At 73.0% G+C, this 14,930-nt stretch carries 13 protein-coding genes; 4 read left to right on the top strand and 9 right to left on the bottom strand.

Annotated elements, in window-relative coordinates; genetic code table 11:
• Positions 1 to 113: 113 nt before the first annotated feature.
• Entirely contained in the window at positions 114 to 2,069 is a 1,956-nt protein-coding gene (locus tag CRP51_RS00405) for a PhoX family protein (protein WP_097228871.1), read from the top strand.
• Positions 2,070 to 2,139: 70 nt separating this feature from the next.
• Here the strand turns inward: CRP51_RS00405 and CRP51_RS00400 are convergent, their stop codons facing one another.
• The 3 genes from CRP51_RS00400 to CRP51_RS00390 all read right to left on the bottom strand — a co-directional run bounded on the left by CRP51_RS00400 (position 2,140) and on the right by CRP51_RS00390 (position 4,646).
• Positions 2,140 to 2,577, bottom strand: a complete 438-nt coding sequence (locus tag CRP51_RS00400; RefSeq protein WP_097228870.1) for a protein-tyrosine phosphatase family protein — start codon at positions 2,575 to 2,577, stop codon at positions 2,140 to 2,142.
• 55 nt (positions 2,578 to 2,632) lie between these two features.
• Entirely contained in the window at positions 2,633 to 3,160 is a 528-nt protein-coding gene (locus CRP51_RS00395; RefSeq protein ID WP_097228869.1) for a GNAT family N-acetyltransferase, read from the bottom strand.
• A 223-nt stretch (positions 3,161 to 3,383) separates the two neighbouring features.
• The gene (locus CRP51_RS00390) at positions 3,384 to 4,646 is read right to left on the bottom strand and encodes a hypothetical protein (RefSeq protein ID WP_097228868.1); all 1,263 of its coding nucleotides are present in this window, start codon (positions 4,644 to 4,646) and stop codon (positions 3,384 to 3,386) included.
• Between the two features lie 506 nt (positions 4,647 to 5,152).
• Between CRP51_RS00390 and CRP51_RS00385 the strand changes: the two genes are divergently transcribed.
• Positions 5,153 to 5,563, top strand: coding sequence for a DUF4259 domain-containing protein (locus CRP51_RS00385; protein ID WP_097229390.1), 411 nt, complete (start codon positions 5,153 to 5,155; stop codon positions 5,561 to 5,563).
• Between the two features lie 140 nt (positions 5,564 to 5,703).
• On the opposite strand, the gene CRP51_RS00380 is transcribed toward CRP51_RS00385, so the two are convergent.
• Genes CRP51_RS00380 through CRP51_RS00360 form a run of 5 tightly spaced genes read right to left on the bottom strand, consistent with a single transcriptional unit; the run spans position 5,704 to position 10,405 of the window.
• Positions 5,704 to 6,213, bottom strand: a complete 510-nt coding sequence (locus tag CRP51_RS00380; RefSeq protein WP_099459278.1) for an AAA family ATPase — start codon at positions 6,211 to 6,213, stop codon at positions 5,704 to 5,706.
• Positions 6,214 to 6,262: 49 nt separating this feature from the next.
• The gene (locus CRP51_RS00375; RefSeq protein WP_097228867.1) at positions 6,263 to 7,294 is read right to left on the bottom strand and encodes a LacI family DNA-binding transcriptional regulator; all 1,032 of its coding nucleotides are present in this window, start codon (positions 7,292 to 7,294) and stop codon (positions 6,263 to 6,265) included.
• Positions 7,291 to 8,193 carry a carbohydrate ABC transporter permease gene (locus tag CRP51_RS00370; protein WP_097228866.1) on the bottom strand — a complete coding sequence of 301 codons (903 nt, stop codon included), beginning with the start codon at positions 8,191 to 8,193 and terminating at the stop codon, positions 7,291 to 7,293. The genes CRP51_RS00375 and CRP51_RS00370 overlap by 4 nt, the downstream gene beginning before the upstream one ends.
• Positions 8,190 to 9,128, bottom strand: a complete 939-nt coding sequence (locus tag CRP51_RS00365) for a carbohydrate ABC transporter permease (protein ID WP_097228865.1) — start codon at positions 9,126 to 9,128, stop codon at positions 8,190 to 8,192. Before CRP51_RS00365 ends, CRP51_RS00370 begins: the two co-directional genes overlap by 4 nt.
• A complete protein-coding gene (locus CRP51_RS00360; RefSeq protein ID WP_097228864.1) occupies positions 9,125 to 10,405 on the bottom strand; it encodes an ABC transporter substrate-binding protein in 1,281 nt (426 codons plus the stop codon). The genes CRP51_RS00365 and CRP51_RS00360 overlap by 4 nt, the downstream gene beginning before the upstream one ends.
• Positions 10,406 to 10,582: 177 nt before the next feature.
• Between CRP51_RS00360 and CRP51_RS00355 the strand changes: the two genes are divergently transcribed.
• Both CRP51_RS00355 and CRP51_RS00350 read left to right on the top strand, forming a co-directional pair.
• The gene (locus CRP51_RS00355) at positions 10,583 to 12,637 is read left to right on the top strand and encodes a beta-galactosidase (RefSeq protein ID WP_097229389.1); all 2,055 of its coding nucleotides are present in this window, start codon (positions 10,583 to 10,585) and stop codon (positions 12,635 to 12,637) included.
• 117 nt (positions 12,638 to 12,754) lie between these two features.
• The gene (locus CRP51_RS00350) at positions 12,755 to 13,870 is read left to right on the top strand and encodes a glycoside hydrolase family 53 protein (protein ID WP_097228863.1); all 1,116 of its coding nucleotides are present in this window, start codon (positions 12,755 to 12,757) and stop codon (positions 13,868 to 13,870) included.
• A 40-nt stretch (positions 13,871 to 13,910) separates the two neighbouring features.
• Here the strand turns inward: CRP51_RS00350 and CRP51_RS00345 are convergent, their stop codons facing one another.
• On the bottom strand, positions 13,911 to 14,924 hold the full coding sequence (locus CRP51_RS00345; RefSeq protein ID WP_097228862.1) for a DUF6745 domain-containing protein: 1,014 nt from the start codon (positions 14,922 to 14,924) through the stop codon (positions 13,911 to 13,913).
• Positions 14,925 to 14,930 lie beyond the last annotated feature (6 nt).

Raw genomic sequence — 14,930 nt, 5'->3', positions numbered from 1 at the left:
GGGCGGAGGTGGTCGCGCGTTCACCTTGGCGGTCACTTTGCGCCATTGTTGACTCCTAGCCTCACCGGAACCGAACACGAACAGTTCCGCCAACAGCCATGTGAGGACTCGCGATGTCAGCACAGCACCCGGTGTTTCCGCAGGTGGACCCGGACGACGTCAGTTCCAACCGCTCCGACAACCCGTCCTTCGGCGAGGTCGTCCAGAGCCGGATGTCCCGGCGCAGCGCGCTGTTGGGCGGCACGGCCGCCGCGGCCGCGTTCCTCGTGGGCCCGGGCGCGGCCAACGGCGCGGCGGCCCCGGCCGCCGCCGACGCGCGGCACGGCGGCGGACGCCCCGGTCACGGCCGCCGGCTGCTGGGCTTCGAGCCGGTCTCCACCTCGGACGCCGACACGTTCGTCGTTCCCGAGGGCTACGAGGCGCAGGTCATCATCCCCTGGGGCACCCCGATCCGCCCCGAGGGACCCGCCTGGCGCGAGGACGGCGGCAACACCGCCGACGAGCAGGCCGAGCAGGTCGGCATGAACCACGACGGGATGCACTTCTTCCCCCTCGGCCACGGCCGCGAGGGCAGCAGGCGCGGACTGCTGGTCCTCAACCACGAGTACGTCGACCAGGAGCTCCTCTTCCCCGACGGCGCCGCCGACATGACCGGGGAGAAGGTGCGCAAGGCGCTCGCCGCGCACGGCGTCTCCGTGGTCGAGATCGAGCGCCGCCGCGACGGCTCCTGGGAGCGGGTCGACTCCCGCTACGCCCGCCGGGTCACCGGCGACACCCCCGTCGCCTTCTCCGGGCCGGTCGGCGCCGACCACCCGGCGCTGCGCGCCGCCGGTCGGCCGCGTGGCACCCTCAACAACTGCTCGCACGGCGTGACCCCCTGGGGCACCTATCTCGCCTGCGAGGAGAACTGGAACAACTACTTCGGCACCACCGACACCGGCTGGGAGCCGGATGCCACGCAGGAACGTTACGGCGTCTCCGCGGAGGGCGGCGGCTTCGACTGGCACCTGGCCGATTCCCGCTTCGACCTGGCGGCCAACCCGAACGAGATCAACCGCTTCGGCTGGATCGTCGAGATCGACCCCAAGCGCCCCGACGCCGAGCCCGTCAAGCGCACCGCGCTCGGCCGCGTCAAGCACGAGGGCTGCACGGTCACCGAGTCCCGGGGCCGCGTCGTCGCCTACACCGGGGACGACCAGGACGGCGACTACATCTACAAGTTCGTCGGCAAGGGCAACTGGCGGATGCAGCGCGCCCGCGGCCGCAGCCCGCTCGACCACGGCACGCTCTACGTCGCCAGCTTCCAGGACGACGGCAGCGGCGAGTGGCTGCCGCTGACGCACGGCGAGGGTCCGCTGACCCGTGAGAACGGCTGGGCCGACCAGGCCGACGTGCTGCTGCGCACCCGTGAGGCGGCCGACGCGGTGGGGGCCACCAAGATGGACCGCCCCGAGTGGATCACCGTCAACCCCCGCAACAACGACGTCTACTGCACCCTCACCAACGGCAGCGGCTGGGACTCGGCGGTCAACCCGCGCAAGCCCAACCCCTATGGCCACATCGTCCGTTGGACCGAGAAGCACCGCGACCACACCTCGACCACCTTCGAGTGGGACCTCTTCGTCCTCGCCGGCGACCCCGCCTACGACGAGCGGGTCGACCTCGACGAGAGCAACATCTTCGGCTCGCCCGACGGCGTGTGGTTCGACGACGACGGCCGGCTGTGGATCCAGACCGACATCTCCAACGGCTCGCAGCACCTCGCCGAGAAGGGGTACGACAACATCGGCAACAACCAGATGCTGGCCGCCGACCCGGAGACCGGCGAGATCCGCCGCTTCCTGACCGGCCCCCGGGGCTGCGAGATCACCGGCGCCACCGCCACCCCCGACCAGCGGACGCTGTTCGTCAACGTCCAGCACCCGGGGGAGTCCACCGACCACTGGGGCGAGACGACCGCCGAGAACCCGAGGGCCGTCAGCAACTGGCCCGACTTCCGGCCCAACGGCCGCCCCCGTTCCGCCACCGTCGCCATCACCCGCGTCGACGGCGGCAAGATCGGCGCCTGACCCGGCGTCGGCGCCGAGCCGTCGACCGCGCCGACGCCGGGACTTCGGGGGGTCCCGGCGCCGGCGCGCGTCACGGCGTGTCGACCGTGAAGCGCCGCACGAAGCGTCGCTGCCAGGGGGTTTCCACGGCACGAGGGTGGTAGTGCTCACGGACGAACGCGACGGCGTCCTCCGGTGGAACTCCGTCGAGGACGGCCATGCACGCCAAGGCCGTCCCCGTTCGTCCCTTCCCGCCCCCGCAGGCGACCTCGACGCGTTCGTCCCGCGCCCGGGACAACGCCTCCCGCAGCACCTCCCGGGCCTGCCGGTGATCCTTGGGCAGTCGGAAGTCGGGCCACGGCAGCCATCGGGCCTCCCAGGCCGTCGCGGGAGGCTCCTTCCCCAGCAGATACACCCCGAAGGACGGCGTCGGCCCCGACGGCAAGGGATATCGCAGGCCCCGGCCACGCACCAGCGTGCCGGAGGGCATACGCAGGACTCCGTCCGTCGAACTCCAGGCTTCGCTCATCCGGGCAGCCTACTCGGGGCCGGCGGGGCTCAACTCGCCCAAGGGCGGCTTCCCTTCACCGGTTCCCAACGATGGGGGAGACGTGTTGTGGGCGGGTGAGGAACGAGATCCACACGTCCGGCGGCAGCTCGGGCCGGTTCGGGACCGGACGGCGTTCCTCGGTCCAGGACTCGCCCGCGACCTTCTCGGCGACGCGCCGCCAGAAGCGGACCGCGCCCGCGTTGGCGTCCTGGAACGCCACCTCCCACCGGCCCGGATGACGCGCGACGACCTCAAGGACCGCCCGCGCCCCGATCCCCGCCCGGCGCGCCCCGCGCACCACGAAGAAGCTGTTCACCACGCGCGTCGGCCCGTCGAGACCACGGACGAACGCGAACCCCGCCGGGCGGTCCCCGCTGGTCAGCAGGTAGGGCGCCCAACCGGCCCCGGCGAAGGCCGCCTCCAGCCGCTCGCGCCGGAACGACCCGTCGGGGAAGGGCAGCCGCCCGCCGAACTCCGACATGTCGTGCTGGAACATCAGCCACAGCCGCTCGACGACCGGACGATCGTCAGCGGTCGCGAGGCGTACGGACACGTCGGACACGGCACTCCTTCGAACAGGAAACGAAGTCGGCGGAACGATGCGCCGCCCCGACATGGTGCACACATCAGGAGCCCGGCGCCGACCGGCCCGGGGGCGCCCCGCTCCCGCCCCGGTCACGCGGCCGCATGACGCGTGGGGACGGGTCGCGGCGTCCCCGGCCAGGGGACCGACGCCCCGTCCCGTCCGTCCTTCCGTCGGCTTCCGGCCGGCGAGCCGGCGGCGCTCAGACCTCGCCGCCCGCCTCGCCGACCCGCTCGAACGGCGCCGGGGGCTGGCCGGTCCAGCGGTAGAGGTGCACCTCGCCCTCCTGCGACGACCCGTCCTCGCCCGGGACCGAACGGCCCTCGGCGCCGTAGTAGTAGCCGTCGCCCAGCGACTCCAGGCCGTAGGAGGCGTCGAAGTCCCAACCCCACACGCCCGAGCCCTCGTCGTGCTGCCCCTGCGGCAACAGGCTCAGCAGCCGGCCGCGTTCGTACTCGGGCTGTCCCACGATCTCGCCGCGCCTCGGCCGCTCGCCGCCGTCGACCATGAAGAGCGAGTAGTTGGGGAACTCGGCCTTGGTGCCCGGGTAGACGGCCAGCATCCAGTTGCCCGTGTGCGGGTCGTACTCCAGGTTCTGCACGCCGTAGGTCGTGTTCCCCGTGTACAGGAAGAGCTTGTCGTCCACCCGGCGCGGCCCGCTGCGGTGCGGCTCGGCCTCGGAGAGCGGACGCTCGTAGCGCTCCCAGTGCCGCACGTCGTACTCCAGGACCACCTGGTGGTCGTTGTCCGCGCGCTCGGTGTTGGCGTACACGCCGTACGCCACCATCAGCTTCTGCCGGCTGTCCTCCCGCGCGCCGAACGACGGGCCGAACGACACCCCGTCGATCCCGCTGCACCCGTAACGGTGGTCCTCGGTGTCCCCGGTGTCGCCGTCGAAGACGCCGTCGCCGTTCATGTCGGCGGTGAAGTCCTCGACGACCTCGTCGAGATGCACGGTGGTCAACACCCCGTCCGTCTCGGCGTCCATCCCCACCCGGTCCACCCGGGAGACGTCCACGATCGCGATGTAGAACGCCTCCTCGGCCTTGTACTCCAGGGAGCCGTAGACCCGCCCGTCGCGCGGGTTGAGGTCGATGTCGCCGAGGTGGCCGGTGATGCCCTCGACCGTGCCGACGACGTTCCCCTCCATGTCCGTCTTGACGAGCATCTGGGTGAACGACCAGTAGACGAAGCCGTTCTCGTCGTCGACGACCACGCCCTGCACGTGACTCGTGGGCCAGACACCGCCGTTGATGTACTCGGGCCAACGCGGCGGATGCGGACCGTCCAGCCCGTCCGTGGTCTCCTGCTCCAGCGTGGTGCGGGGGGTGACGCTCGGGTTCGTGGACGCCGCCTGCGCGGTGGGGGCCGCCTGTGCGGCGGGGGCCGCCGCCACCGTCAGCCCGGCGGCGGCGAGAGCGGCGACAAGGATCAGTCTGGCCTGAGACACGTGCTTCTCTCCCATGGTGTGACGACGACGGGCACGATCGGCGCGGTGAGCCACGAGAACGGTAGGAAGCGTGCGTTATCGGCGCCCCCGACCCGGACGACCAGCGGACAACGGCGTCATGAACGACCGTATCGTAACCGTTCCGTTGCCAAACTGGAACCTTGGCAGGGAGAGGCGGCAGCCGCCCTGGTGAGGCGGGGTGGCGTCGCGTCAGGAAATCCAGACAGGGTGCCGTAGGCGAGGGTCCGCACGGTCCCGTCCTCGCCGATCACCACGTGGCCCTCCTCCCGCGGACGGGAACTCCGCGCGCCCCCGCCGCGCTCCCCGAGCCCGCACCCCCGTCGGTCGTCGCCGCCTCCCCGCCGTTGGCCCTCCTCAGCCGGGGCGCCCTACGGCCCCACTGACGACGCCTCGGTGGTCGGCGCCGCCGGCGACGGCCGTGGTGGTCGCGGTCGCGGGACGGATTGTCAGTGGCGGGTGTCAGGATGCGCAGCGGTGACTCCGAGACCACGGGGGACGACATGGGCACCTGGGACGTCGGTCCTTTCGACAACGACACGGCCGCCGACTTCCGCGGCGCGTGGGATGACGCGCCGGCCGGTGAGCGCGCGGAGAAGGTCCGCACGGCGCTCGTGACGACGGTGGAGAGCGGGGACTACCTCGACGCCGACGAGGCGTGCGAGGCCGTGGCCGCCGCCGCGCTGATCGCGGAGCTGCTGCCGGAGGGTGCCGTGCTGCCGGGGGAGGAGCGGCCCTACCCTCCCCGGGAGTCGCTGCCCGACCTGATCGGGCTTCGGGCGCTGGCGGTGCGGGCGTTGGACCGGGTGGTGGCCGAGGGTTCCGAGCTGCGCGAGCTGTGGGACGAGTCCGGCGGCGAGGAGTGGCTGGCCGGCATAGCCGCCCTCCGGACGGCGCTCGCCGCCGCGCGCTGACCGGCCCGCCCGGGGGCGGGCCCCTCGCACCCCCACGCACGCCCTTGGGGGCGGATCACCGGGACCATGCGGGCAGACCACGACGCCCCGCCGCGCGCGGAACCCGCCCGCGCGCCGCCCCCGGCCTCCGTCGAGCCGGCTCAGCGGCGTGCGAGCACGGCGTCCGCCGTCTCCTCCGGGGTGAGACCGGTGGAGTCCAGGACGTTCCGCTCGTGCGGACCGAGGTCGGCGAAGCCGTCGTAGATCCGGTCCAGGACCTTCCGGTCGGTGAGCGGGTGCCGGGAGCGGGACGTTCCGCGCGCGAGCGCCGTCTCCCGGTCGGGGCGCAGCACCACGTAGAGCAGCCCGACCCTCGCGGCCTCGGCCGCCTCCTCGTACGCCCCCAGGAACCACGGCCCGACCACCCCGTCGACCACCGTGTGGTAGCCCCCCGCCGCGTAGCCCGCGGCGGCCCGGGCGATCACCCCGGTGACGATCCGGTTCTGCTCGTGCGCCTCCGGCAGATACGGTGCCAGCGCGCCCTGCCTGATCGCCGCGTAGAAGTCGTCCGTGTGCAGATGCACGCTCGGCGAGAGCCTGCTTTCGGCGAGGAGGCGCGCGACGGTCGTCTTCCCCGATCCGGAGGGGCCGCTCACCAGGATGACGCGCATCCCCGCATTCTAGGGCGGCGGGAGCGGCGGGAGCGGCGGGAGCGGTGGCTCAGGCGGTCTCCCGCACCACCAGCTCCGTCGGAAGGATCACCGCCGAGGTGTCCTCGCCCGCGATCCGGTCCAGCAGCACGCGCACCATCTCCTGGCTGATGCGGTCCCAGGGCTGGCGCACCGTGGTCAGCGCCGGCGCCGAGGCCAACGCGGCGGACGAGTCGTCGAATCCGCCGACCGCCACGTCGCCCGGCACCGAACGCCCCGCGTCCCCCAGCGCCTCCAGCGCGCCGCGTGCCATCAGGTCCGAGGCGACGAAGAGCGCGTCCACGTCCGGGTGGCGCGCCAACAGCCGCTCGGCGCAGGCCCGGCCCCCGGCCCTGCCGTAGTCGCCGGTCTCCACCAGCGTCTCCTCGAACGGCAGCCCGGCCTCCGCCAGCACCTCCCGGTACCCGGCCAGCCGGTCGACGCCGCCCGGGGTGTCCTGGGGCCCGGCGATGGTGGCGATCCGGCGCCGGCCGGCGGACAGCAGATGGCGCACCATCTCCCGCGCCCCCTCCCGGTCGTCGGCCGCCACGTGCGCCAGCCGTCCCGCGCGCGGGTCCATCGGCTTGCCGCAGGCCACCACCGGGGTCCCGGCCCGCGCCAACTGCGCCGCCACCGGGTCGCCGGTGTGGCTGGAGACCAGCAGCACCCCGTCGACATGGCCGGCCGTGACATAGCGGACGATCCGCCGCTGCTCGTCCCGCGAACCCGCGATCATCAGCAGCAGAGGGATGTCGTGCGCCGCCAGCGCCTGGGTGCAACCGCGCAGCAGCACGTTGAAGTTGGGGTCCTCGAAGAAACGCTCCTGCGGCTCGGTCAGCAGGAACGCCGCCGAGCCCGAGCGCCCCGTGATCAGGGAACGCGCGTGCCGGTTGACCACGTAACCCGTCCTGCGGATCGCGGCGTTGACCGCCTCGGCCGCCGCCGGGCTGACGTGGTGGCCGCCGTTGAGCACCCGCGACACCGTGCCGCGTGAGACGCCGGCCACCCGCGCGACGTCGTGGATCGTGGGCCGCTGGCGCCGCGCCGGGTTGTTCATGGTCAAGACTTTACGGCCCCCGACAGCAGGTCCAGACTCCAGAACCGCTGGATCACCAGGAACAGCGCGATCAGCGGCAGCACCGCCAGCAGCGCGCCCGTGATCACCAGGGTGTACAGGGCGGGGGTGTTGGACCCCTGGTTCAGCAGCGTGAACAGGCCCAGCGTCAACGGGAACTTCTCGTCGTCGCTCAGCATGATGTACGGCAGCAGGAAGTTGTTCCAGATCGCCACGAACTGGAAGAGGAAGATCGTCACCAGCCCCGCCCGCATCATGGGCAGCGCGATCGACCGGAAGATCCGCCACTCGCCCGAGCCGTCCATCCGCGCCGCCTCCACCACGTCCACCGGCACCGAGGCCGCCGCGTAGATCCGCGCCAGATAGATCCCGTACGGGGACAGCAGCACCGGGAGCAGCACCGCCAGCCGGCTGTCGGTGAGATCGGCCTCCGCGAGCAGCAGGTACTGCGGTACCGCCAGGATCACCGGGGGCATCAGCACGCCCGCCAGCAGCACGTTGAAGATCGACTCCCGGCCCGGGAAGCGGTAGATCGCCAGCGCGTACCCCGCCAGCGCCGAGACCGCGCAGGACAGCAGCGCGCCGACGCCCGCGTAGAGCGCGGAGTTCGCCATCCACCGCCAGTAGATCCCGTCCCGGTAGCCGTGCAGGTCCGAGAGGTTCTCCAGCAGCCCGCTGCCGGGCGCGAAGGTGAACGTGGAGAACAGCTCGTCGCCGCCCTTGGTCGCGGCGACCACGACCCAGGCCACCGGCAGCAGGCAGTACAGCGCGCCCAGCAGCAGCGCGGCCGTCGGCAGCAGCGCGACCCGCCGCGGGCGGCCGGGGCCCGTCGCGGCGCTCGTCGGACGCGGCGCGGCGCTTCTCGTGGCGCTCGTCGTGGCGCTCATCGGGCGTTCTCCTCACGGCGGTTGCGGGCGGTGGCCAGCCGCAGGAAGCCGAACGACAGCGCCAGCGTGACCAGGGCGATCACCACGGCCGTCGCAGCGGCGGAGTGGATGTCACCGCCGGTGAACGCGTCCTCGTAGACCTTCATCAGCGGGGACCACGTCGTGGACAGGCTGTTGGTCAACGGCCGCAGCGTCGTCGGCTCGTTGAACACCTGGAGGGTGGCGATGATCGAGAAGAAGAAGGTGAGCACCAGCGAGGGCGCCACCATCGGGATCTTGACGCGCAGCGCCGTCTGGAACGGCGTGCAGCCGTCCAGCCGCGCCGCCTCCCGCACCTCCACCGGGATGGCGCGCAACGCGGTGTAGATCACGATCATGTTGAAACCGGTGCCGCCCCAGATCGCGATGTTCGCCAGCGAGCCGTAGAGCGCCGGCCCGGTCAGGAAGTCAGGCGACGGCAGCCCCAGCGTCTCCAGAACGTCCGTGACCGGGCTGACCGACGGGAGATAGAGGAAGCCCCACAGCAGCGCGGCGATCACCCCGGGAACGGCGTACGGCAGGAAGATCGTCAACCGGCCGAACCGCCGCCCGCGCACCCGCTCGTCGTCCAGCAGCAGCGCGAAGAACAGCGCCAGGCCCAGCATCACCGGCACCACGATCGCGCCGTAGCCCAGCACCCGGAGCGCGCCGTCCAGCAGCTCCGAGTCGGTCAGCGCCCTGCGGTAGTTGGCCAGCCCGGCCCACACCTCCTCGCGGCCGTCGGGGCCGAGGCCGAGGCCCTTGATGCGGACCTTCCGCACGCTGAGGTAGAGCGCGTAGCCGATCGGCAGCGCGAAGAACAGCAGGAAGAGCACGGCGGTCGGGGCGAGGAAGCCGTAGGGCGCGGAGCGGAGCGAGGCGCCGCGCCGGCGTCCGGGGCGGGCGGGGGCGCTCACTGGACCACCTCGAAGCCGAGCCGGTCCATGTCGTCGAACGTGGTCCGCTGCATCACGGCCAGGGCCTCCTCGAACCCGGCCCGGCGGCCGGCCGCCGAGCCGAAGGCGTTGTTGAACGCGCTGTAGGCGACGGTGACGTTCGGCCCCCAGGCGGCGGGCGCCGCGCCCTCGGCCACCTCGGCGGCGGTCTCGTAGAAGTCGGACTGGTTGGCGAAGAACGGCGGCGGCTCCGCCAGCGCCCCTCCCGTCCGGGCGTCGGTCGCGGCCGGGTAGATGCCGCCGAACCGGACGAGCGCGGACAGCGCCTCCGGGTCGGTGTTCAGCCAGGTCGCGAACTCGGCGGCCTCCTCCCGATGGTCGGTGTCCGTGGTCACGGCGGTGCTGGAGCCGCCCCAGCTGCCGGTCACGTTCTCGCCGGCCTCCCACTGCGGCAGCGGCGCCGCCGCCCAGCGGCCCTCGGTGTCGGGGGCGGCGGTGGCCAGCGTGCCGGGCGCCCAGACGCCGGCGATCCAGGCGATCTGCTGGCCCTCGTTGAGCGCCTGGTTCCAGGCGGGGGTGTACATCGGCTGGTTGTCGACCAGTTCCTCGGCCACCAGCTCCTCCCAGAACGCGCTCACCCGCCGCCCCGCCTCGTCGTCGATCGCGACCCGCCAGCGGTCGGTCTCGGTGGTCCACCACTGGGCGCCCGCCTGCTGCGCCAGGCCGGCGAAGAGGCCGGCGTCGTTGGCGGAGAACGTGGTCAGGTCGCGGTCGGGCGCCACCTCGTGGAGCTCGCGCGCGGTCTCGGCGAACTCGTCCCAGGTCGCCGGGACGTCCAGCCCGAACTCCTCGAACAGGTCGGCACGGTAGAAGAACAGCAGCGGCCCCGAGTCCTGCGGCAGCGCGTAGACCGCGTCGGTGCCGAGGGTGACCTGCTGCCAGACGGCGGGGGTGAACCGTTCCTCGACGTCGGCGACCTCCGCCGAGATGTCGGCGGTGACGTTGTTGCTGGCCAGGGTCGGCAGCGCCTGGTACTCGGCCTGGACCAGGTCGGGCGCGGTGCCGGCCTGGGCCGCGGTCACCGTCTTGGTGACCAGCTCGTCGCCGCTGGCCTGCTTCTTGACCGTGACCTGGATGTCGGGGTTGGCCTCGTTCCAGAGCGCGACGACCTCCTCCATCCCGGGCGCCCACGCCCAGTAGGTCAGGCGGACGGTCCCGTCGTCCGAGGAGCCGCAGCCCCCGAGCGTGGTGACCGCCAGCAGCGTGGCGGCGCCGATGGCGAACGCGCGGTGGCGCATGGGCCCTCCCGGGCTGTGGCTGTGGCTGTGGGTCGTTCCTCGCTGATCCGGCGAGTTCTGTGAACGTGCACAGTGAAGAAATGTTTCGCGCTCTTGTCAACCGTTGGTGATTGAGGTTTCTTGGAGAAGCGCAGTGATACAGGCTGTGCACGTTCACATGAATCTGGAGAGGTGCTCATGCCGCACGCCACCCCCAGGGGGTTGGGCCGGCTCGCCTTCGGCGGCGACTACAACCCGGAGCAGTGGCCGGAGGAGGTGTGGCGCGAGGACGTCGCGCTGATGCGGGAGGCCGGGGTCAACCTGGTCAGCCTCGGCATCTTCAGCTGGGCCCGGATCGAGCCCCGCAGGGGCGAGTTCGACTTCGGCTGGCTGGACCGCGTGATCGCGCTGCTCCACGAGGGCGGCATCAGGATCGACCTGGCGACGCCGACCGTGGTGCCGCCCGCCTGGTTCTACCGGGAGCACCCCGAGGCGCTGCCGGTGAGCAGGGACGGCACCCGCTGGGCGTTCGGCTCACGCGGCGCCATCTGCCACAGCTCGCCCGCCTACCGCGAGGCGATCACCCGCGTCACCACGGCGCTCGGCGAGCGGTACGGCGACCACCCCGCGCTCGCCATGTGGCACGTGCACAACGAGTACGGCGTGCCCGTGCTGGAGTGCTACTGCGACGTCTCCGCCGCCCACTTCAGGCGCTGGCTGGCCGACAGGTACGGCGACCTGGAGGCGCTCAACGCGGCCTGGGGCACGGCGTTCTGGGGGCAGGTGTACGGCGCGTGGGACGAGATCCAGCCGCCGCGGCTCACCCCGACCGTGGCCAACCCGGCGCAGCGCCTCGACTTCGCGCGCTTCGCCAGCGACAGCGCGCTGGAGAACTTCCGGCACGAGCGCGACCTGCTCCACGGGCTGTCCCCCGGCGTCCCGGTGACCACCAACTTCATGGTCTCCCCGACCCAGTGCGACACCATGGACTACTGGGCCTGGGGCCGCGAGGTGGACCTGGTCACCAACGACCACTACCTGGTGGGGGAGGAGGACAGGAACCACGTCAACCTCTCCATGGCCGCCGACCTCAGCCGCGCCGTGGGCGAGGGCCGGCCCTGGCTGCTGCTTGAGCACTCGACCAGCGGGGTCAACTGGCAGCGGCGCGGCATCGCCAAGCGCCCCGGGGAGATGGCCCGCAACAGCCTGGCGCACGTGGCGCGCGGCTCCGAGGGCGCCATGTTCTTCCAGTGGCGGGCCTCGCGCGCGGGCGCGGAGAAGTACCACTCGGCGATGCTGCCGCACGCGGGCACGGACAGCCGCGTCTGGCGCGAGGTGGTCCGACTCGGCGCCGACATCGGCCGTCTGGCCGAGCTGAGGGGCAGCCGCACGGTCGCCGACGTGGCGGTCGTCTGGGACTGGCAGTCCTGGTGGGCGCAGAAGCTGGAGTGGCGGCCCAGCGAGGAGCTGAACGCCCGGGAGCGTGCCGAGGCGTACTACGCCGCGCTCTTCGACCGGCACCTGACCGTCGACTTCGTCGCGCCGGACGCCGGTGGGCTGGAGCGCTATCCGCTGGTCGTGGTGCCGGCCCTCTACCTGGCGACCGAGGGCGCTGGCCGGCGGCTGCGCTCCTACGTGGAGGGCGGCGGGACGCTGCTGGTCTCCTACTTCTCCGGGATCGTGGACGAGCACGACGCCGTCCACCCGGGACCGCACCCGGGCGCGCTGCGCGAGGTGCTGGGGCTGACCGTCGAGGAGTTCCAGCCGCTGCACGCCGAGCGCGCGGTGCGGCTGACCGCGCCCGGCGGCGGCCCGGAACTAGCCGCCGACACCTGGGCGGAGACCGTGGTGCTCCGGGGCGCCGAGCCGGTGTGGGAGTACGCGGACGGGCCGGCGGCCGGTGGTGCCGCGGTGACGCGGCACGCGCTCGGCGAGGGCGCCGCCTGGTATGTCTCCGCGCGGATCGGGCGGGCCGACCTCGACGCCGTGCTGGCGCGCGCGGCGGCCGACGCCGGGCTGCCCGAACGCGACGAGCTGCCGCGCGACCTGGAACTGGTGCGCCGCAGCGGCGAGCGCGGCGACTACCTGTTCGCGATCAACCACAACGACGCGGAGGCGACGCTGCCGCTGGCCGGGGCCGCCGGCTCCCGTTCCGGTGCGGGCTCCGGCGAGGAGCTGCTGACCGGCGAGCGGGTCAGCGGCAAGCTCACCGTCCCGGCCGGCGGGGTGCGGGTGGTGCGCCTGGACGGCTGAACACGTCGGCGTGGGCCGGGGCTGGACCGCGATGACCGAACGACCGGAACGACGCGAAAGCACGCACACGCGCGACCCCGACGACGCGCGTGCCGTGCCCGACAGAGGGAGTTCACGATGAGCACCAGCAGAAGAACCCTGCTCCGCGGAGCGGGCCTCGCCTTGGCCGCGCCGATGGCCTGGCCGCTGCTCTCCGGCGGCTCGGCCCACGCCGCCGAAGGACCGATCCGAGGGGTCGACGTCTCCTCGCTGCCCAAGGCGGAGGACCTGGGCGCGGTCTTCCGCCGCGCCGACGGCTCCACGGCCGACGCGCTGACCATCCTCGCGGAGAACGGCGCCAACTGGGTCAGGCTCAAGGTCTGGGTCGACTCTCCGGACGGCTACCACGACACCGCGCGGATCTGCGAACTGGCCGCACGTGCCTCGGCGTTGGGGATGGAGACACTGGTCGACTTCCACTACTCCGACAGCTGGGCCGACCCGGGCCAGCAGCACAAGCCAGCGGCCTGGGCCGGTCTGGACGCGGCCGGACTCGACCGGGCCGTCGCCGCGCACACCTCCGAGGTGCTGGGCGCGCTCGTCGCGCAGGGCACCCCGGCGGGCATGGTCCAGCTCGGCAACGAGATCAACGCGGGGATGCTCTGGCCGGACGGCTCCACCGACGACTTCGACCGGCTGGCGTCGCTGCTGACCGTCGCCGCCGAGGCCGCCGCCGAGGCGTCGCCCGGCACCCGCAGGGCGCTGCACCTGGCCGAGGGGGGCGACAACGCGCTCTTCCGCTGGTGGTTCGACAACGTCACCGCCCGCTCGGTGCCGTTCGAGGTGGTCGCGCTCTCCTTCTACGGCTACTGGCACGGCACGCTTCCGGAGTTGGACGCCAACCTCCGTGACCTGGTGGCCCGTTACGACCGCGACGTGGTCGTGGTCGAGACGGCCTACCCGTTCACCCTTGGCAGCGACGACGGCCACGCCGACATCATCGGCGAGGAGTCCCAGCTGGTCTCCGGCTACCCGGCCACCCCCGAGGGTCAGCGGCGCTGGGTCCGGGACATCGCCTCCGTGGTCGCCGGCGTCCCGGGCGGCCGGGGCCTCGGCGTCTTCTACTGGGAACCCGCCTGGACCGCGGTGCCGGGCAACGGCTGGGACCCCGCCGACCCCGCCTCCGGCAACGCCTGGGAGAACCAGGCCGTCTTCGACTACGACGGCACCGTGCTCCCCGCCGCCGGCTGGTAGCCGGCCCGGCGCCGCGCCGGGCCGCGGCGGCGCCTCGGCCTCAGGTCTGTCGAGAGGGCGCATAGCTCTCCGCGTCCAGCCCGAACGTCCAGGCCACCGCCTCCCGCGCCGTCCGGGTCCTGGGCGGCACCCGGAGCCAGTAGGTGCGACGGGTGCCGTCCGGCTCGGGCGTCGAGTTGACCACCTCGACCATCACGATGTCCTCGTCGTCGAACTGCGCGATCCGCCACAGCACGCCCGTCTCGTCCCGGTCGACGGGCTTGGCGCCGGTCTCCCGCAGATAGCGCTCGTAGCCGTAGTGCTCGAACATCACCCGGCGCAGCTCCGCGTTCCCCTCGTCCGTGATCCGCTGGGGCGTCAGCGACTCCAGCTCCTCCAAGAAGTCCGGCGGCACCGGCATCCCCCGGAAGGCGTGCAGCGCGAACCCGTCGGGGAAGACCAGCGCCGGCCCGTCCATCCGGTGCAGCCGCCCCAGCTCGTCGCGGTGGATCTCCGTCGGCCGCTCGCTCAGGACCACCCGCCGCTCGTACGGCCACCACCAGCCGGCCGCGCCCGCGACGGCCGCCAGGCCGTCCAGCCCGTTCGGCTCCCCGTCGGGCCGCAGCGCGGCGATCCAGGGCGCCTCCTGCGGGCCGAGCACCGCCTCCAGCATCAGCACCCGCAGCGCGGGCTCGTCCTGACGGCCGGGAGCCAGCTCCGCCACCACGGCGGTCCTCACCCGCTCCACCAGCGGCGCCGTCAGCGCCCACACCTCCGCGCCCGTGGCCCGCCACCGCTCGCCCCAGCCGAGCGGGCCCAACTCCGCGTGCACGGCCGCCCGTTCCTCGGCGACCGGCCGATCCCGCACCGCCTGCCGCACGCTCGCCCCGCGTTCCGTGCGCCCGGCCCCCGAGAGCAGCCGCGCCGCCGCCAGCGGTGAGGCCACCCACTCCACCGACTCAGGCTCCGGCAGCCCGGCCCGCCGGTAGGCCAGCCGGACGCCCTCCTCGGCCGCCTCCCGCTCGCTCGGTCCCGTGGCCAACGCCGCCGTCCGCCAGTCCATCCGCTCGCTCATCCTGTC

The organism is Streptomyces zhaozhouensis (assembly GCF_900230195.1).
GTDB classification, from domain to species: Bacteria; Actinomycetota; Actinomycetes; order Streptomycetales; family Streptomycetaceae; genus Streptomyces; species Streptomyces zhaozhouensis.
This window is presented reverse-complemented; position numbering and strand designations above follow the sequence as displayed.